The sequence below is a fragment of the Lederbergia citrea genome, assembly GCF_018343525.1.
Classification (GTDB): Bacteria; Bacillota; Bacilli; order Bacillales; family Bacillaceae_C; genus Lederbergia; species Lederbergia citrea.
The window spans coordinates 117,304-136,040 of sequence record NZ_JAGYPH010000004.1; the positions used below are offsets into that span (position 1 = coordinate 117,304).

Consider the following 18,737-nt stretch of genomic DNA (forward strand, 5'->3'; position numbering starts at 1 on the left):
TCCTTCAGGAAAGTGTTTAATCTGCACCTCGGTCGAGCTTATATAATTGTTGATAGCGCTGATTCGCGCTCATTAACTGCTCGTGGGTTCCTTGCATGGCAATTTGACCTTGATCTAAAAAAAGGATTTTATCCATTCGTTCGATGCCTATTAAATGATGTGTAATCCAAATGATCGTTTTATCTTGCAAGCTAGTCAAAATGGTATCAATCAATTCATACTCTGTTTCCGGATCTAAGCCAACTGTCGGTTCATCTAAGATGACAATGGGTGTGTCTTTCAATAAAATTCTCGCTAACGCAATCCGCTGTCTTTCCCCACCCGAGAACCGCTGTCCCGTTTCCTCCATTTGTGTTTCTAATCCGTTAGGAAGAGAATGAATATATTGGTCCAACTTTACTTGTTTAATGACATATTCAATTTCTTCTTTTGACGCTTGCTGATTTCCTAACCGAATATTATTTTCAACTGTTGTCGCAAATAAATAGGGCTTTTGATTTAAGACACCCATCATGTCGTAAATCTGTTCCCGATATTCTATTGGGGCTTGGCCATTTATGAAAATTTCACCGGTGGTTGGTGGAAACGCTCCTTGTAATAATTGTAATAATGTTGATTTCCCTGCCCCGCTTTTCCCGAGCAACGCTATTTTTTGCCTAGAAGGAATCGATAATGACAGTTGGTGTAGTGCATCTTCTTGCTCGCTTTCATAACGATAGCTTACGTTCTCGATCAAAATATCGGCTTTTTCGGACATTTGCACAATGCCTTTACTTGCTTCCTCTTCAGGAACGAACTGCTGAATCGATTCAATCCGTTGCAACGATTCTTGATAAGCTGGAATCCGTTCTATTGCATGGGAAAGTGGGATAAGTCCTTCTAGGATTGGCAAGGTCACTAACGTAAATGCTGCAATATAAGCAGGCAGAATCTCCCCTTGCTGCGCAGCCGTACCCGCCCAAATTCCAACCATTAATAAAATCAAACCAGAGATCATTTGCAATTGTAGCTGACGAGATTGACTCCAATAAGCTAACTTTTTTTCGATCTTATGACTTGCTCGGCTCTCTTTCATAAATTCGGCGATAAATCGTTCTTTTTTCCCGCTAATCATCCAGTCACTAATGCCAAATACAGCGTCCGTCAATGTACGATATAAATGCCCGCGTTTCTGCTTGGCATCGCGCTGTCGTTTTTTCAATATATATAAAGATAAAGCTGGATAAACGAACACGATGATACTTAAACAGAGTGCCATCCAAATCGCAAATAACCAGTCGAAGATCGCTAACATTGTAATGGCATAAATGAATAAACATAGGCCGATCACTGTTGGAAAGATGGTACGAATATATACGTCTTGTAAATGTTCAATATCATCCGCTAATGCGCCGAGTAAATCTCCAGTTTGAAAGCGCGAGCGGATCATTAAAGCTTGTGGCTCTAGCATTCCATATAATTTTACGCGCATCTCAGATAAGATTTTCAAGACAGCGTTATGACCAGCCAAGCGTTCCAAATAGCGAGTGACAGCGCGGGATAGCCCAAATGTGCGAACACCAACGATTGGGATATATAAAAGTAAAATGGTCGCTGGCATTTCCGATGCCCTCGAGATCAAATATCCCGAAGTAAATGTCAACATCGCTGCAGATAATACGGATAAAACCCCTAAGATAATGGTCACTGTTATGAGCTTTTTGTATTTTTTTACATATGGCGCTATATAGGTTTGAAATAAATTCATTCCTTCATTCCCCTTCTATGTGCCTGAATCAGCTGGTCATATGCACCTGATTTTCCTATCAGCTGCTCATGCGTACCCATTTCAACAATTTGACCGGCCTCTAATACCAAAATAAGATCCATATTCTTCATCCAATGCAAACGATGGGTAGCGAAAAACACTAGTTTATTTTCTAAGATGGGCAGGATCATCTCTTTGATCTCTTGTTCGGTTTCAATATCCAAATGGGCAGTAGGCTCGTCGAATAATAGAATCGAGCGATTTTGCAGTAATGACCGTGCCAGTGCAATCCGCTGCTCCTCCCCACCACTCAATGCCCTGCCACCTTGTCCAATTTTTTCGTCGAAGCCATTCGGAAAACGGCTGATCAACTCGTTCAGTCCGGTTATGCCTGCTGCGCGTTCAATATCTGCTCTCCCTGCGTTCGGCTCGTAAAAACTAATATTTTCAGCAACTGTTCCGGAAAAGATATATGGATGCTGTGGGATATAGGTCAGCTGCTCTTGCCAGGCCGGGATCGATAAGTGCTCCAAGTCATTCCCATTCACTAATATTTTTCCGGCTGTCGGTTGGGTAAACCCAGATAGTAAATCTATCAATGTTGATTTACCTGCACCTGAAGCACCGACGATACCAATTTTTTGATAGCCACTTGCTTCAAATTTGATGCGTTGTAAAATAGTTCGTTCTTCATCCGATCGTTTACTTACATGCTCGAAAGACAACCTACTACTTTCAGTCCATTGTGCAAGAGTAGGTGAGAAATCAGTTTGATCGCTCGTTTTTTCCGCCAATAATTCGCGAATTTGTTCACCAGCTTCTTTCCCATCCATCGTTGCATGATAATCATTGCCAAGCTCGCGGACAGGCAAGAAATATTTTGGCGCTAATATAAGAATGGCTAAGGCCGCTTCAAGCCCGATATGACCATTGATAAGCCGCAGTCCAAGCTCGACTGCAATCACTGCCACGGACAAGCTTGTGAAAAAGTCTAATGAAAAAGTAGACAGAAATGCGACGCGGAGTGTACGATTCGTTGCAATTCGATATTTATTACTGACAATTTCAATTGCTTTTTGATGTGATTTACTTCGTCCTAAATATTTTAATGTGACGAGACCACGTAGTGAATCAACAAAATGGCGTGATAATAGTTTGTACGTATCCAACTGTGCATCCATTTGTTTTTGCGCAGCAAAACCGAGCAAAATTAAAAAGGCAATCAAAATCGGCATTACAACCGCAAGAATAATCCCGGAAATCCGATCGATCGCAAAAATATAAAGGAATAATACAAATGGAATAATCCCCATTGACATAAAACGCGGAATAAATAATTCCAAATACGTTTTGAATTGCGGGATTCCTTCCAAAGCAAGCGTAATTAAGTTGCCTGATCCATGCTTTCCAATACTGCGGGGACCAAGGTCAAACACTTTTCTAATGAGTAATTCTTGAAATGAAAGCGCAGTACGATCAGCAAACTTGTAAGCAAGTCTCTCTTTTCCCCATTGCAGTAAATGGCGTAAAGCGTAGGCTGCAAGAAACGTAAAAAACGAAGGCAGGATCGCTGACCAAACAGCCCCTTGAAACATTTGTGTAATGGCTTTTGATAGATATAAAGCTTGGTAAATGATCGCGGCTACCTGACCGAGTGTCAGCAAACCGACGAAGGCCATCACACGTTTACTACCTTTGTAGTGAAACAGATGTTTATCCATCAGTATTCTAAATGCTCCTTTTTCGTCACACGTTTACGGAATACATAATAACTCCAAATCGTATAGGCAAGTACAATCGGAATCATCGTTGCCGCGACAAAGGTCATGACACGTAGAGAATAGTCGCCAGATGCCGCTTCATAAATCGTTATATTATGCGCCAATTCTGTTGAACTGATCATAACATTTGGGAATAACGCGATAAAAAAGGACGACGTTATAATAATGAGAATAATTCCTGTCATTGTAAAACTAAGTCCTTCTTTTTTATTGCGCAAAAGCGAGAACAGTACGCCATATAGTATAATGACAAGCGTATACATTGGGATTAAGATCGATCCTTTTTCTGAAAAAGCCTCTGTATAGACGGCTGTTAAGATCGTAAATAATATAATAACGCCGCCACTAATCGCATACCATTTCTGCGCTTCTCTGCTTGCCCTTTGGCGAAGAGACCCTGTTGTTTTCAATGAAATAAACATTAAGCCATGCAAGTACGACAATGTAACGAAAGCAAGTCCACCTACAACTGTGTAAACATTCACAATATCAAAGAAGCCTGCATGCATATTCATGTCTGCGTCAATCGGTAAGCCTTTAATTAAACTTGAAAATAACACACCTAATAAAAATGGCGGTAAAATGCTCCCGAGAAATATCGACCAATCCCATGTGTTTACCCATCGTTCCGATTGCACTTTCTCTCTAAATTCAAAGGCAACGCCCCTTGCAATTAACGCGAGTAATAGCACGACAAATGGAAGATAATAGCCACTAAATAAAGTAGCGTACCAGTGGGGAAAAGCAGCAAACATCGCTCCTCCAGCTGTGATAAGCCAAACTTCATTCGCCGCCCACAGCGGACCAATCGTATGGTTGAGCATTCGTCTTTCCACTTCATTTTTAGCGAGAAATTTTGTGCTCATTCCGACACCAAAATCAAACCCTTCAAGAAACATAAACCCAACAAAGAGGACGCCAATTAATACAAACCAAATCTCACTTAGCTGCATATTGTAACTCTCCCGTCTCAAAAGGATCCGAAGTTGAAATATCCTCTTTTGTTTTTTCATGTGGTCCTTGTTTAATCACTCTTATAAACAGAAATACCATGGCAGTTCCTAGTATTAAATAAATCGTTGAGAAAGTAATCAATGAAAATAAAACTTTTCCTGCTGATACGTTCGGTGAAACCGCGTCCGCTGTTTTCATTAAACCATTCACAACCCATGGCTGACGGCCAATTTCCGACATAATCCATCCAAATGAGTTGCCTATAAACGGTAGAAATATAGCAGGTACCATTAATTTTAGATACTTTGAACTTTGTTCAATCTTTTTCCGATACGATAAAAATAAGCCAATCGCGCTTAATAAGATCAATGCTCCGCCGGTTCCGGCCATGATTCGGAAGCTCCAAAACGTTGTTTTAACAGGAGGCACATAGTTTCCATCGCCATATTTTAGAACATATTTTTCCTGTAACGTGTTCATCCCTTCCACTTTTCCTTCAAACTTCCCATATGCTAAATAACTTAATAAATAAGGTATATCAATACGGCCGCTACTTTCTCTATTTTTAACATCGATATTTGTCACTAGCGTCCATGCAGCCGGATCCTCACTGTCTTCCCATAACCCTTCAGCGGCAGCCATTTTCATTGGTTGGGCATGCATTAAATACGTTGCCTGAGAATGTCCGCTAAAGGCGATCCCGAGTCCCGCGATTAATCCGATCACTAATGAAACATTCATCGAGCGCTTAAATAAATCGATATCTCTTTTTCTATAAATATTCCATGCACTTACACCAATAATAAAGAAAGCTCCAGTCGCAAAACTTCCAAGCACAGTATGAGGAAAAGCAACCCATAGCTTTTCATTCGTAAGCAAGGCGACAAAATCATTCATCTCTGCACGTCCATTTTGCAAGACATAACCAACAGGATTATGCATAAAGGAATTGGCAGCCATTATCCAAAACGCCGATAGCATCGTTCCTATTGAAACGAGCCAAATACAAGTTAAGTGGATTTTTTCAGGGAGCCGATTCCATCCAAATACCCATAAGCCGATAAATGTTGATTCCATGAAGAAAGCAAGCAGTGCTTCCAATGCTAATGGAGCACCAAAAATATCACCGACGAAGCGGGAATAAGTCGACCAGTTCATGCCAAACTGAAACTCTTGAAAAATTCCAGTTACGACACCGACAGCAAAGTTAATCAGGAAGAAGATACTCCAGAACTTCGTCATCTTTAAATATACTTCTTCTTTTTTAATGACATACATCGTCTGCATAATTGCGATCAGTAACGCTAATCCAATAGATAAGGGTACAAATATAAAGTGAAACAATGTAGTGGAAGCAAATTGGATTCTTGCAAGTATTAATGGATCCATAAAGGGCATCCCTCCAAATTTCATTCTCCTTTCAGTATAGCTGGAGAACGAAATTCATTTGTGAACATTTGAACAAAGTTTAGTTACAAAATTAGTAACTCTGTATTATGACCTTCGTATTGCTGTTTCATCAACGACACAAAGCGTACACATTGTATAAATATGGGATTTTATATAACAATTACAGCTTGCGCTACATCTGTTACACTGCAAAATGAATTATATTAAAACAGATCAAAAAAAATTCCATTCAAAACACGCGTACCGATTGATTATCGGTACGCGTTTCTGATGCTGGATATATTAAGCATGATTAAGATCTCCATATTCATTGGAAGAATGAGTTAGTCCATGTTATAATCAATCACTAGCGTGTCTAAAACTTACCTTAATTTAGTGAAAATTAAGTGGATTTGGTCAGGCAACCACCTATCCTTCTATTACAGGATTATTAATATCTTTCTTTAATGACGAAATTAACCGAAAAAATGAATGCACCAATCGTATGAAAGAATAAAAAAATATATATAAATGAGAGGATGAAATTACGTGGATTTATCAATTAACACACGAGAAAATATCGAATTTATGATGAATCAAATTATTTCAAAATTAAGGATGGTAAATATCGGTGCGATTAACCCGGAGAGTGTAAATTCAGAAATGTATGAAGACCTTCATGATATCTATAAATTGGTCATGAAAAAAGGAACTTTCAGCCCCAATGAAATGCAGGCTATTGTTGAAGAGCTGGGAAGATTGAGAAAATCTTAAATCATACCAAACCCAAAGGGAGTAATACACCTTTGGGTTTTATTATCTATAAAAAGTAATTCCAGTAAAATTTCGAACGAGGATTAAAATAATTTCACCTAACCGATGCCTCATTGTGCATATTACAAAGCCCTTTGAGTGTTCCTAGCATCTTTTTCATGTCTTTTTCCCCTACATCATTCATGCATGAAATTTGAATCCAGTTTTTTTGTTGTAAGTATGAACTTTCATAATGAAGACTGAAACCATTTAAATACAAATTATCCCCTAGATGCTTTGCACTTTGGCTAACCGGCAATACAACCGTCATGATTGCCGGGACTGAATATTGTTCTTTCGATAACACTGTAAGCCCCGCTTCTTCTAAACCATTTCTAATGAAGCGATGACGGTTTGCAATTTGTTTATAAACGATATCAGGGTTTTTATACCTTTTTAATGCTCCGGCCAGTGCATTCAATAGATTGGATGATTGAGAATAAGGAATCCCATCTGCTGCTGAATAGGCCCCTAGATCAAGATATCTTGGTAGATTATTTGCCGGCTTTACCACTTCATCATGAAAAACGAATGATAGACCAGTATAGCTTGCCAGAGCCTTTCCACTCACACCTGATGCAAATGATACTCCTTCCAAATCTATCGGAACAGCTCCGATTGAACTAATACAGTCAATGCTCAGCTTGAGACCATATTCCTTGCAGGCTTCCTTTAACATGTCGATATCATTCAGTACGCCAGTTGATGTTTCGCAATGAACAGCCCACATCCATTCATAATTCCCTTGTGTTAAGGTCGCTTTCACTTCCTCTTCTAAAAAAGTTGTCCCCCATTCTACTTCAATCGTATCAAAAAGAAGTCCGAACCGTTCTGCATGATTGACTAGCCTTTCACCGAACTCACCGTTTACGAGGATCAACCCTCTTCCTCCAAGTTGTCTTAATTGACCTGCAATCACATCATTAGCCAGAGTTCCTGTACCATGCAACAGCTGGACATGGCGAGCATTTACGAGCGATTTCAATTGCTCTTTCACAAGTTTTAACTTAGACTCATATTCTTTTGATCTATGAGAATACGGGACTGTAGACAGCCCTTGGCTCACTTCAGCTGCTATCGTTGCGGGACCAGGCAGAAAGTTTACTTGTTCCTTTAATAGTCTCCCAGCGATACCGGCATCAAACGTTTCTTTTGTCAGATACATCGGTTGAAAAGCGGCATCTTCATTTCCGGTTAAATAAGCAAATGGTTTAAAGCCCATTTGTTCGTAAAGCTTTTGCTCTCGTGTAGTTCCCGAAATAAGTGCCGCATCGTATCCTAGTTTCAAACAGAATCGAATCAGCGCCTGAACAAGTCCTAAAAACGCTCGTCCATTTCGATAGGCCGCGTCAACTGCAAGCAATCTAACTTCACAAGGATTTTCCACTTCCACAGGTAAATGATTCTCTACATTACCAATTTTGCTATCAAGTGAAAACGGCCGATTGCTACGTACGCAGATCATGCCAATCACCCGCTCTCCTTTCAAGCAAATGATATATGTATTTTCTTCATGGAACTTATCTATTAAAGTTCGTGAATCGTTTTCTTCATGTTGAGGGATTTCTTCAACGAATGTCCGATAATTCAATTCGATAATTTGCTCAAACTCTGATGGTTGGTTAGCAATCTTATAAATAAAGCTCATCAGCTGATTTTCCTTTCTATGATTTTCTCTATTATGTTATGCCGATGTGCAAAAATAACAATAGCTGAAAGCAAACAAGCATTGATGATCACAGGCAGCTCAAACGAAAAAATAATCAAGATAATAGGCAGTACAGCTACCGCAGCCATTCCCGCTGAAGTAAAGCTCTTAAAAATGAAATAAAAAATGATGAAGACGCCTGCAAATGCGGAAAATAAAAGTGGCTGGAATGTCAACATGCCGCCAATGTATGTCGACATGCCTTTCCCTCCCTTAAAATGAAGTACAAGGGGGAAAACATGACCAACAATCACTGTAAACAAGATAAGTAGCTGCCAATCAAAAGCAAGTCCTAACCACTTAGCGAACAGTACAGCGCACGCCCCCTTTAAAGCATCCCCCAAAAATGTGATGACGAAAGCTTTCTTGCCGAACAGCCTGCCCGCATTCCTGGCGCCTACATTTCCACTTCCCTCTTGATGAATGTCTTTGTTATAAAAAAATTTTGCTAAAACGTATCCAGTTAAGATATTACCTAATAAATACGCCCCAATTAACAAGAGTATTCCCTTCATATGCATCCTTTTTCAATCATGTTTATTTTTAGATAATTTTAACATAATTAGGAAAAATTTGCGCAAAAAAATGGACTGCATGAAAACAGCCCATTTTTCTCTTTAAAGTAATTTGAGGGATTCTTTGATGAATGCGGGGAGGTCATCAGGTGTTCGGCTCGTTACAAGCTGGTTGCAACAGACAACCACTTCCTCGTCTTTATAATCTGCACCTGCATATTCCATATCCACTTTGATTGATTTATATCCTGTTGCTTTCCTTCCTTCCAATGCTTTTGCGGTAATCAATAGCTGCGGACCATGGCAAATGGCAAAAACCGGCTTCTTTGCATCCATAAAAGCCTTTGTAAAGGTGACAAATCGATCATCCGCCCGCAGCTGATCAGGTGAAAATCCTCCTGGAAGAAACAATGCATCAAATTCATCCGGTTTTACTTCATCAATACCGTTATCAATGTTGACATTTGCTTCTCCCTGTTTTCCTTTAACAGTCTTGCCTGCTTCTTTTTCAATTGTAATAACGGTATGTCCAGCTTCTTTAAAAGCATCAGCGGGATCTGTATATTCAGAGTCCTCAAACATATCCGTAATTAAAGTTGCTATCTTTTTGCCCATTATATATCCATCTCCTTTTAGGTTTTCTCTACTCTATATCTTCCCTTCTATGAAATGATAAAACACTAATTTTCCCAAAGGTTATTATATATACCTATTAAAAAATACTGTCCACACTCGATATGATCATAGACATTTCTGCCAAAATACGATATAGTTAGCTAGGTAAGTATTTTTCTCAGGAGGATATAATGACCGATTATCATGAGTTTTTCCACCAATTTTTTCAGGTAACGAGACAATTATCAAAAAAGATGAATGAACAGCTAGCTGATCTTGACCTTTATAGCGCACAGTGGACAGTCATTTACCTTTTGAAAAATAACGGTCCGAGCACGCAAGCTGAACTTTGCCATTACTTAAATGTCGAAGCCCCAACCATGACAAGAACGATTACTAGGTTAGAAGAAGCTGGATGGGTTCTGAAAACGAATGGTAGAAATAAACGGGAAAAAATGATCCAGCTATCGGATAAAGCGATCGAAATGTATCCGTTATGGAAAGAAGCGATTCAAAAGTTTGAAGCCCAAGTAATGGATGCCATCCCTGAAGATAGCCAAAAGATTATTCAAATTACTTTTCAGCAAATGATGACCAACTTGAAAGAAGAGGAGTGACCGCAATTGAATAAACAACCGCTTTGGACAAAAAACTTCCTCGGTGTCTCGATGTCGAGTTTCTTTTTATTTTTAGCGTTTTATTTACTTATCGTAACATTACCTATTTATACAATGGACCAGTTAGGTGGCAATGCCGCGGAAATTGGTCTTGTTGTCACCATCTTCCTCATCGGGGCTGTCATTATCCGACCCTTATCAGGTATTTGGATTGAACGAATGGGACGAAGAAAGATGCTCGCTATTGCATTAGCAATCGTTTTAGTCTCCACATTCTTTTATATCTTCTCACATTCATTAACTCCACTGCTTTTCTTGCGCTTTTTTCATGGCATTGGGTTCGGAATGGCAACAACGGCAACTGGTACGATTGTAGCCGATTTAGTCCCAGAGTCACGACGGGGTGAAGGAATGGGCTATTATGCAACCTTCATGAATCTCGCTATGGTAATTGGTCCTTTTTTAGGACTGACATTAGTACAATTTACAAGTTTTACGAATATGTTCATCGTATGTACATTGCTTAGTGTGTTAGCAATCATTTCGGTTGTTTTTATTTCCATCCCTAAGATTCATCCTGGAGAATTAGTGAGTAAAACATTTTTCTCCTTTAAAAATTTATTCGAAAAAAGCGCGCTTCCTATCTCCATTGTTGGCGGTATGTTAGCCATTGCATACGCCGGCATTCTATCGTTTGTTTCAGTTTATGCTAAAGAGCTTGATCTCCTAACAGCCGCTAGCTACTTTTTTGTCGTGTATGCAGTTTTTTTACTAGCTTCAAGACCATTTACAGGTAGGTGGTTCGACCAATATGGTGAAAATTTCATTATCTATCCTGCGATTCTTAGTTCCGCCATCGGATTAATGATTCTCAGCCAGTCTACCAGCACATTCACTTTCTTATTATCTGGCGTTTTCATCGGTATTGGTTTCGGAACATTAACACCAGCACTTCAAACAATCGCTATCCGCGGTGCATCACCTACTAGCCGGGGAATGGCTACCGCAACCTTCTTCACCTTTTACGATGCGGGCATTGGGCTGGGTTCTTATTTGTTAGGCATCACCGCAATCAGCTTAGGCTACGCAAATTTATATCTTCTTTTATCGTTCTTTATTATTGGATGTCTCGGATTGTATTTTGTACTGCACGGAAGATTTCAAAATCAAAAGAAACAGAAGGAAGAATTGCAGCATGAAATCCATGTACAATGAAAAAAGGCGCAGCATTATATTATATGCCGCGCCTTTTTTCTATTCATCTGTTTTCAATCTTGGAAGAATCAATACTTCTACACGTCTGTTTTGCGCTCTGCCTACATCAGTATCATTGTTACCAATTGGCTGAAATTCCCCGTATCCTTTAGCACTAAACCATTTAGGGTCCAACTTTTCATCTTTTAAGAGGATTTTCATAAAGTTGACCGCCCGCATGACACTTAACTCCCAATTGGATTGATAGGCAGCTGTCCGTATTGGTACATTATCGGTATGTCCGCTGATGATAATGTTTCGAGGTGGTTCCATTTCGAGTAAAACCGCGAGCTCTCTTGCAGTTTTCTCGTCTTCTTTTCGCACTTCCGCCCGACCTGATTGAAAGAGTACGTTATCTCTAATCGTAAGCAATAACCCTTCAGTAGTTAACGATGTATCAAATTTATTATGAAAATCATTTTTTTGAATATAAGCATTGATTTTCGATTGGATTGCTTCAAGTTCCTTTTGATCTTCAAGATCAAGGATAGATTCAATAGACTCTTTGATTCCTTCATTATCATCCACTTCATCAGGCGCTTCCTTATTTTCAGTGACTTCTTCAGATTTTTTCGGTTGATCCTTACTATGCTCATCACTTTCAATCGGTTGCTGATAATCAAGCGGGCCTGTCCCCCCCAGGAATATTCCATTAAAAACTTGCGATAGTTGCTGGAATTTCTGTGCATCAACTGAACTTGTGGAAAATAGAACAATAAACAGTGCCAAAAGCAATGTCAATAAATCGGCATAAGGCAGAAGCCAAGATTCGTCGGAATGATTCTCATCTCTTTTTTTTCTCTTACGCCTAGACATTTTGAGCTTCACCGCTTTCCTCAAATATTTCCTTTCGCTCTGAGGCTGGGAGATACGATGCTAGCTTTTGCTCAATGATTCGAGGCGCTTCTCCTTCTAGAATTGATAAGATGCCTTCGACCATCATTTCTTTTAACTTTACTTCTTCTTTGGATTTGTATTTTAGCTTATTGGCAAACGGATGCCACCAGACATAACCTGTGAAGATTCCAAGCATTGTGGCAACAAAAGCCGCGGAAATGGCACGGCCAAGTTCATCTGTATTATCCATGTTCCCCAGTGCAGCAATTAGTCCGATGACCGCCCCAAGAACCCCAAGTGTTGGTGCATATGTACCTGCTTGTGAAAAAATAGATGCACCTGTTGAATGTCGCTCTTCCATAGCATCGATTTCTTCATTCAAAACATCCCTAATATAATCAGCACTTTGGCCATCTATTGCGAGACTTAAACCATTTCTCATGAACGAATCGTCGATATCTTCAATTGAAGCTTCCAATGCCAGTAACCCTTCTTTTCTTGCCAATTGAGCTAGTTCAGAAAAATCTAGGATTAATTCTTTCGGTTGGATTGATTTCTTTTCTTTAAAAATGATTCCAAAGAGCTTTGGGATCTTTTTTATATCTGCTGAGGGAAATGCACTTATCACACTTGCTGCTGTCCCTACTAAAATAATTAAAATTGCAGCTGGGTTAACCAATGCAAACAGGCTCACACCTTTAAGCACCATTCCTACCCCTACCGCTATTAGCCCAAGAATTGTTCCGATCAGTGATGTTTTATCCATTCGCTTCACCCTAAACTTTATATATGTTCTTAATGTATATATCGACAGATTCAAGCAAATTTCAATGATAATTTTTAAAGATATGAAAAAGAGAAGCACGAGGCTTCTCTTTTAGTCTGTATATTGATATTTTTTTTCGAGCCTATCTTGCCAGACAGCAACAATAGAACAGGTCCCCCAATAAATGAATGCTACCAAAATATACATCGTCATATAGTCAAGTTCCCTGCCGCCAACGATTTTTGCACGTTGAAATAAGTCAGGAACAGTAATCATCGCTGCTAATGATGATGCTTTTATCAAATCTAGCAAGACGTTTGAGAGTGGCGGGACAGCTATTTTCGTTGCTTGAGGAATAATAATTAACCTCATTGTTTTCCAATACGGTAAACCAAGAGCTTTAGCTGCTTCCCATTGACCCTTGTTGACAGCCGCAAGCGCTGAACGATTAATTTCAGCCATATACGCTGCACTATTCAAACTGAAACCAATCAATGCACATGTTAATGCATTAAACTGAATCCCGACCATCGGAAGGCCAAAGTAAAGTAAAAATAAAAAAACAAGCATTGGAGTTCCACGCATAAATGAAATATAAATGCGGGTCGGCCATCTTAATATCGCATATTTTGATATTCTGCCAAGTGCTAAAAAGAATCCGATAACAAGTCCTATCGCCATACTGGCAAATGAAATGAGTAAAGTGTACCAAATGCCTTGAAATATAAACGGAAAGGATTCAATTGCAAGTGGAACATCAAATATATATTGCCATTGAATATCGCCCACTTTTATCCTCCCTATTATTCAAAATCTAGGTCTTGCTTTACTGATACGTCAGCTCCACCGTAAAATTTCTTCGACAGCTCTGAAATCGTTCCGTCTTCGCGCATTTCCGCTAAGACTCCGTTAATTTTCTCGATGACATCTTCATTACCTTTTTTCAAAATCATCGCTGCCTCACTTGGACGGTAGCGAATATCAGGATGGATCGTAATATTTAATTCAGGAAATACAGTGAGAGCAAGACTTTGCAAATAATAATCATTCAAAATGACGTCTGTTCTTCCAATAGAAACATCACGTAAATATTGCTCATTCGTTGCGTTATCATAAGTGACTTCCTTCGCACCGTATTCTCTAGCAATTTTCATATAAACCGTGGTCGATTCACCTGCTGCTTTTTTTCCTTTTAAATCTTCCAAAGTTTTAATTCCTGATAAATCGTCCTTACGAACAACGGCACTTCCAAATGAATATTTGTAAGAATCAGTAAAAGAAAACTTATCTTTTCTCTCTTCATTCACGCCGATATCATTGGCGGCTGCGTCGACTGTCCCGCTATTTAGTGACGTCAGCATACCATCAAATGCCATCTCCACAAACTTCACTTCAAGATTTAATCGTTTCGCTACTTCTTTTACAATCTCCACATCATACCCAGTTAAATTATTTGTTTCTTGTTCATGATAAGAAGTTGGAAACAGTGTACCGGATGTTGCGACAACAAGCTCGCCTTTTTCTTCGATTTTTTCCCAAGCTGTTTTTTCCTGTTTTTCATTTCCTTTACTGCCGTTTTCATTATTTTTGCTTCCACTGCCGCAAGCTGTCACCAATAATAAAGCCGACATTGCTACAGCGGTAAGAAATATTTTAACTAATTTACTCATGCTTATCCCCCTAGTTGTGTGTTCACCTTTTCATTAACCTATTAAAATATACATGGCAATATGCTTTAATGCAAACTAACTGAGTGAACTACCCACCACTTATCACCCTTACGGGGTTGCTTGAAGTGGGGGCTTCTTGGGTAATCGCCACTTTTAGTAGCTGAAGAAATTGACCAAGCTAACCCTCTTGTTCCAAGAGTTTATATTTATATTAGACAGATGCTAATAAGCGAATACCTTCTTTTTTGATATTGAGTGCTGAATTGTAATCCCTATCGAGAATTAGTCCGCAATCACATTGGTAGGTGCGTTCTGATAACGCCATCTCTCTTATTGAGCCACAATTCGAACAATTTTTAGTAGATGGAAACCACTTGTCTATTTTGATAAGTTGTTTTCCTTGTTCTTTTAGTTTGTATTGTAAGAAAGAGGTGAACATTCCCCATCCATTATCAGCTACACTTTTCCCGAATTTTAATGCCTGTGACATTCCTTTCATATCTAAATCTTCAATGATGACTGCATCGAAGATTGTTACTAATTCTTTTGATTTGTGATGGAGGAAATTCTTACGCTGGTTTGCGACTTTCTCTTGGAGCTTAGCCACTCGAATACGTTGTTTATTCCAATTTGAAGAGCCTTTGTTTTTACGAGAAAGCTTACGCTGCTCTATGGCTAATTTGTCAAGCATTTGTCGGTAGAAACGGGGGTAATTGGCTTTCTTACCTGTTTCGCTGTCAACAAACAACCCGTCCATAGCAAAGTCTAATCCGACGACTTTTTGAATTTCTTTGCTCATGATATCTTTTTCGTATTCTGTGAGAATGGAAATGTAGTATTTTTCTGACGGAGTGATGGAAATAGTACAGGATTTAATTTTGTGTTCGGAAGGAATCTCTCGATGTTGTTTTATTTTGACCATTTTGAGTTTAGGTAATTTGATATGACCATCCAATAACACAATATTTCCATTTACGACATTCGTTGTGTAGCTTTGTCTGTGTCGTTTGCTTTTGAATTTTGGAAATTTGGCATTCCCCTTGAAGAAAGATTTATAAGCCTTGTCTAAATTTAACTGTGCATTAGCCAGCGCTAAAGAGTCCACTTCTTTTAGCCATTCATATTCTTTTTTGTACTTGGCAGGAGTTGGCCGCATCACCTTTTTTAATGTTTCTTTATCGTCTTTGTACTTTTCATATGTTTCTTTTCGTTCTGCTAGCATTTTGTTATAGACAAATCGAACACAACCGAAAGTTTTACGTATAAGTAACGCCTGTTCATTAGTTGGATACAATCGAAACTTATATGCTTTATTTTGTTTGGCCATATCAAATCACCCACCTTACGCGAATGTATGTTCTAATCGTAACACAAAAAATAGCTTTGGGCTAGCGCCCAACCGAAATTCCCCCTTACTGTTGGGCTACGCCCTTCACACGCTTGAAGAGGGAGACTTCTTTCGGAAAAACGTTAAAAAGTCTTTCAATAAAAAGCAGCAGCCACCTCTCGAAAATATCAGAAGAGGGGGCTGCTGCTTAATCATGAAATAAATATCGAGTATAATCCCAGCACATGTGGCAATAAATGGACCTGATATTTATTTTTGTTTAAAATCTTTTTTACTAAAGATATGAATGATCCTCTTATAAAACGGTTCAAGCAAACGACTTTGCGACATTACTACGAAAGTAACTATGAAGGCTATGATTGCACCAGCACTTACATCTAGTGGATAATGAACCCCGATGTAAAGTCTTGAAAGAGCCATAAAAACTGCAACAACTAATAAAACAATACCAATCTTTCTCCGTTTCCAGAAAAGAGCAAATGCTAGGGCAAATGATCCAGCGGAATGATTACTTGGAAAAGATGGGTCTAGGCTCGATTTGTCACTTAGTAAATTTACCGCATGGGTAACAAATGGACGGGGTCGATAATATAACATTTCAATTATTTTGTTCGCCCCAAGCGCAATAATTGTTATCGTTAATGCATACAATACTATTTGTCTATTTAGATATTTATTCCCCGATTTTGAAAACCAAAGCCATATAAATACCATCCCAAATAAAATTGGACCAAATTTAGAAAATAAAATGACTATTTGATCAAGCAAATTGCTTTGTCCCGCATATCGATTAACCATTTCAAAAATTTTATAATCAAGATTCATAATGCCTCTCCTAACATGCCAATTTCTATCTTTTTTTAACCTAGTAAAATATACATGGTGATGCACCATTTTTCAAACCGGCAATTTACTATATAAATTAGTAGCAAACTGCGGGCTTTGAATTATAAGTTCAACATCACCCTTGCCAGTGTGAAATAAATAATCAGCCCTGTTCCATCGACAAAAGTTGTAATAAATGGTCCAGATACAACGGCAGGATCAACCTTCAATTTATGCAAAATCAAAGGCAATATCGCTGCAACGAATGAAGCCCAAATGACAATAAAAATAGCTGTAATGGCAACAACAGTTCCAATATCAAAGCCAACCCCTAGTATTTGAGCTCGGATAAGAGTAACAATTCCCATGGCAAGCCCTAGAAAAACTCCTGTAGTAATCTCCTTCCGCATTACCCTAAAAAAGTCCTTAAACTGTACCTCTCCTACTGCCATAGCACGAACCAATGTCGTAACTGTCTGTGTACCTGTGTTTCCACCTGTCCCGAGTAACAGAGGAACAAAGAACGCCAAAGCTATTACTTCTTCAAGAGTATCTTCATAATGCCTCAGGACATTCCCTGTATAAGCTTCCGCAACAAATAGAATAAGCAGCCAGCCGATCCGTTTTCGGAAGACACTCCAGACGGAGTTTTTAAAATAAGGTTCGACTAAAGGCTGACTCCCCCCAAGTTTCTGAATGTCTTCAGTGGCCTCTTCATGAATAACATCGATTAAATCATCAACAGTGATGATACCGATCATACGATGATCTTTTGTTAATACGGGAATTGCCACTAAATCATATTTAGTCAAAATATCTGCAACTTCTTCTTGATGCATCTCAACGGAAACAGAGATCACATCTTCTTTAATAATTTCCTCAAGTGTAGTAGTTGGCTTTTGTAAAATAATGTCTTTCAGGGAAACGACACCTACCAATTTTCCATGTGTATCAATGACATAGATATAGGAAACGAGTTCCGCATCATGGCCAACTTTTCGAATATGCTGCAAAGTAAAATCAATGGTCCAAGATTTTCGAGCGCCAATATAATCAACAGTTGCAAGGCTTCCCGCTGTGTTCGCCTCATACGTCATTAAGGTTTTGATTTTTTCCCGGTAATCTTCTGGCAAAAATTCCATTAATATTTTTGCTTGGTGCGGGTGAATTGCTAACAGCAAATCCACTACTTTATCGCTCGACATGTCGTTAAGTAACGTGATGGTGGAGTCATCCGCTAAATGATCCATGATCCGATATTGCAATTCTGGCTCAAGGAATTCGATAATTTCGGCGCCTAAATCTTGTGGAGCTGTTTCAAAAAATGCAATTTGATCTTCGTAATTAAGATTTGTTACCATTTCAGCCAAATCATATGGTTGATATTTTTCGATAAATTCATGGAAAGAAAGCTGATCAAATTCAGCTAGAACATTTTTTAATTCTTCTGTCATTATGATTACCCCCAATAGTTGTAAGCTTTAATAGTTATGAGGGTAAATGCCATCGTAATTTTAGTGACAATGAATGGTGAAAAAATCCTTCAAACTCACTTACCCTCAATTGAAGTAACAAGATTAACAAGTTATTATCCGGTTCATCATCCATCCATTATCACCCCCTTAAATATCGCTTTTTAAAATAATTAATCCTCCTTAATAAACATCAAGGAGGATCAAAAAAAAGCCCCCCTGTTGAGTTTTAGCACTGTACAACGTAGAGCATTCGCTCAGCCACATTATGTCATGCCTTAAGTCGACAAGACCTGTTCTACCCATTGGCATCTCTCGATGTTTTTGGGCAGTGGCTTATGTTTATACAGGAGCCTCACCTAACGAGGAAATATTATTTTATGCTCATATACTATAAGATTAAACATTAAACTTTATCAAGTGGTA

General features: G+C 38.8%; 17 protein-coding genes and 1 riboswitch. Of the genes, 3 read left to right on the forward strand and 14 right to left on the reverse strand.

The genetic code is table 11. The features are described 5' to 3' along the window. Positions 1-16: 16 nt before the first annotated feature. From cydC to KHA88_RS17770, 4 genes are read right to left on the reverse strand one after another with little or no spacing between them, the layout of a single operon-like run. Positions 17-1,747, reverse strand: coding sequence for a thiol reductant ABC exporter subunit CydC (gene cydC / locus KHA88_RS17755; protein ID WP_213099715.1), 1,731 nt, complete (start codon positions 1,745-1,747; stop codon positions 17-19). Next, positions 1,744-3,468, reverse strand: a complete 1,725-nt coding sequence (gene cydD / locus KHA88_RS17760; RefSeq protein WP_213099714.1) for a thiol reductant ABC exporter subunit CydD — start codon at positions 3,466-3,468, stop codon at positions 1,744-1,746. Before cydD ends, cydC begins: the two co-directional genes overlap by 4 nt. Further along, positions 3,468-4,481, reverse strand: coding sequence for a cytochrome d ubiquinol oxidase subunit II (gene cydB / locus KHA88_RS17765; protein WP_213122618.1), 1,014 nt, complete (start codon positions 4,479-4,481; stop codon positions 3,468-3,470). The genes cydD and cydB overlap by 1 nt, the downstream gene beginning before the upstream one ends. After that, positions 4,468-5,871 (reverse strand): cytochrome ubiquinol oxidase subunit I, encoded by a 1,404-nt coding sequence (locus KHA88_RS17770; RefSeq protein WP_213099712.1) that lies wholly within the window; start codon positions 5,869-5,871, stop codon positions 4,468-4,470. Before KHA88_RS17770 ends, cydB begins: the two co-directional genes overlap by 14 nt. Positions 5,872-6,420: 549 nt before the next feature. Here KHA88_RS17770 and KHA88_RS17775 point away from each other — a divergent pair. Next, the gene (locus KHA88_RS17775; RefSeq protein WP_213099711.1) at positions 6,421-6,645 is read left to right on the forward strand and encodes a DUF1128 domain-containing protein; all 225 of its coding nucleotides are present in this window, start codon (positions 6,421-6,423) and stop codon (positions 6,643-6,645) included. A 94-nt stretch (positions 6,646-6,739) separates the two neighbouring features. Here the strand turns inward: KHA88_RS17775 and KHA88_RS17780 are convergent, their stop codons facing one another. The 3 genes from KHA88_RS17780 to KHA88_RS17790 form a co-directional block, all read right to left on the reverse strand. Then, the gene (locus KHA88_RS17780) at positions 6,740-8,332 is read right to left on the reverse strand and encodes an aminotransferase class V-fold PLP-dependent enzyme (RefSeq protein ID WP_213122619.1); all 1,593 of its coding nucleotides are present in this window, start codon (positions 8,330-8,332) and stop codon (positions 6,740-6,742) included. After that, positions 8,332-8,892 (reverse strand): glycerol-3-phosphate acyltransferase, encoded by a 561-nt coding sequence (locus KHA88_RS17785; protein WP_213122620.1) that lies wholly within the window; start codon positions 8,890-8,892, stop codon positions 8,332-8,334. Before KHA88_RS17785 ends, KHA88_RS17780 begins: the two co-directional genes overlap by 1 nt. 117 nt (positions 8,893-9,009) lie before the next feature. After that, on the reverse strand, positions 9,010-9,522 hold the full coding sequence (locus KHA88_RS17790; protein WP_213099708.1) for a type 1 glutamine amidotransferase domain-containing protein: 513 nt from the start codon (positions 9,520-9,522) through the stop codon (positions 9,010-9,012). Positions 9,523-9,713: 191 nt separating this feature from the next. Between KHA88_RS17790 and KHA88_RS17795 the strand changes: the two genes are divergently transcribed. Both KHA88_RS17795 and KHA88_RS17800 read left to right on the forward strand, forming a co-directional pair. Beyond that, positions 9,714-10,139, forward strand: a complete 426-nt coding sequence (locus KHA88_RS17795) for a MarR family winged helix-turn-helix transcriptional regulator (RefSeq protein WP_213099707.1) — start codon at positions 9,714-9,716, stop codon at positions 10,137-10,139. Between the two features lie 6 nt (positions 10,140-10,145). Next, a complete protein-coding gene (locus KHA88_RS17800; RefSeq protein WP_213099706.1) occupies positions 10,146-11,354 on the forward strand; it encodes an MFS transporter in 1,209 nt (402 codons plus the stop codon). 39 nt (positions 11,355-11,393) lie between these two features. On the opposite strand, the gene motB is transcribed toward KHA88_RS17800, so the two are convergent. The 7 genes from motB to mgtE form a co-directional block, all read right to left on the reverse strand. Continuing rightward, on the reverse strand, positions 11,394-12,209 hold the full coding sequence (motB, locus tag KHA88_RS17805; protein ID WP_213099705.1) for a flagellar motor protein MotB: 816 nt from the start codon (positions 12,207-12,209) through the stop codon (positions 11,394-11,396). Continuing rightward, the gene (gene motA / locus KHA88_RS17810) at positions 12,202-12,996 is read right to left on the reverse strand and encodes a flagellar motor stator protein MotA (RefSeq protein ID WP_213099704.1); all 795 of its coding nucleotides are present in this window, start codon (positions 12,994-12,996) and stop codon (positions 12,202-12,204) included. Before motA ends, motB begins: the two co-directional genes overlap by 8 nt. A gap of 111 nt (positions 12,997-13,107) precedes the next feature. Next, positions 13,108-13,785, reverse strand: coding sequence for an amino acid ABC transporter permease (locus KHA88_RS17815; protein ID WP_213099703.1), 678 nt, complete (start codon positions 13,783-13,785; stop codon positions 13,108-13,110). Between the two features lie 14 nt (positions 13,786-13,799). Then, complete coding sequence (locus KHA88_RS17820; RefSeq protein WP_249306218.1) at positions 13,800-14,666, reverse strand: transporter substrate-binding domain-containing protein; 867 nt, start codon at positions 14,664-14,666, stop codon at positions 13,800-13,802. A gap of 211 nt (positions 14,667-14,877) precedes the next feature. Continuing rightward, entirely contained in the window at positions 14,878-15,993 is a 1,116-nt protein-coding gene (locus tag KHA88_RS17825; RefSeq protein WP_213099702.1) for an RNA-guided endonuclease TnpB family protein, read from the reverse strand. Positions 15,994-16,263: 270 nt separating this feature from the next. Beyond that, complete coding sequence (locus KHA88_RS17830) at positions 16,264-16,839, reverse strand: phosphatase PAP2 family protein (protein ID WP_213099701.1); 576 nt, start codon at positions 16,837-16,839, stop codon at positions 16,264-16,266. A 122-nt stretch (positions 16,840-16,961) separates the two neighbouring features. Continuing rightward, positions 16,962-18,293 carry a magnesium transporter gene (gene mgtE, locus KHA88_RS17835; RefSeq protein WP_213099700.1) on the reverse strand — a complete coding sequence of 444 codons (1,332 nt, stop codon included), beginning with the start codon at positions 18,291-18,293 and terminating at the stop codon, positions 16,962-16,964. A gap of 228 nt (positions 18,294-18,521) precedes the next feature. Beyond that, positions 18,522-18,685, reverse strand: a riboswitch (M-box (ykoK) riboswitch). Positions 18,686-18,737: the final 52 nt, after the last annotated feature.